The organism is Kitasatospora papulosa, assembly GCF_000717245.1.
Lineage (GTDB): Bacteria > Actinomycetota > Actinomycetes > Streptomycetales > Streptomycetaceae > Streptomyces > Streptomyces papulosus.
The window spans coordinates 1-898 of the sequence record NZ_JNYQ01000061.1 but is presented as its reverse complement, the minus strand read 5'-3'; the positions used below and the strand labels follow the sequence as shown (position 1 = coordinate 898).

At 59.2% G+C, this 898-nt stretch carries 2 protein-coding genes; both read left to right on the top strand.

Annotated elements, in window-relative coordinates:
• Positions 1-650: C40 family peptidase (locus IA22_RS36255; RefSeq protein ID WP_081889933.1), on the top strand; the 650-nt coding region annotated here is incomplete at its 5' end.
• Positions 647-898 (top strand): tail assembly protein (locus IA22_RS36250; protein ID WP_479680731.1); only part of this gene is annotated, 252 nt, incomplete at its 3' end. The genes IA22_RS36255 and IA22_RS36250, both read left to right, overlap by 4 nt.

The following is an 898-nucleotide window of genomic DNA, read 5'->3' as shown; positions in this document are numbered from 1 at the left end:
GATATTTCCCCTGCGTGAATATCTCCGGTGAGCCGGAGGCGTATTTCCGTATGTCGCCGGAAGACTGGCTGCAGGCAGAAATGCAGGGTGAGATTGTGGCGCTGGTCCACAGCCACCCCGGTGGTCTGCCCTGGCTGAGTGAGGCCGACCGGCGGCTGCAGGTGCAGAGTGATTTGCCGTGGTGGCTGGTCTGCCGGGGGACGATTCATAAGTTCCGCTGTGTGCCGCATCTCACCGGGCGGCGCTTTGAGCACGGTGTGACGGACTGTTACACACTGTTCCGGGATGCTTATCATCTGGCGGGGATTGAGATGCCGGACTTTCATCGTGAGGATGACTGGTGGCGTAACGGCCAGAATCTCTATCTGGATAATCTGGAGGCGACGGGGCTGTATCAGGTGCCGTTGTCAGCGGCACAGCCGGGCGATGTGCTGCTGTGCTGTTTTGGTTCATCAGTGCCGAATCACGCCGCAATTTACTGCGGCGACGGCGAGCTGCTGCACCATATTCCTGAACAACTGAGCAAACGAGAGAGGTACACCGACAAATGGCAGCGACGCACACACTCCCTCTGGCGTCACCGGGCATGGCGCGCATCTGCCTTTACGGGGATTTACAACGATTTGGTCGCCGCATCGACCTTCGTGTGAAAACGGGGGCTGAAGCCATCCGGGCACTGGCCACACAGCTCCCGGCGTTTCGTCAGAAACTGAGCGACGGCTGGTATCAGGTACGGATTGCCGGGCGGGACGTCAGCACGTCCGGGTTAACGGCGCAGTTACATGAGACTCTGCCTGATGGCGCTGTAATTCATATTGTTCCCAGAGTCGCCGGGGCCAAGTCAGGTGGCGTATTCCAGATTGTCCTGGGGGCTGCCGCCATTGCCGGATCATTCTTT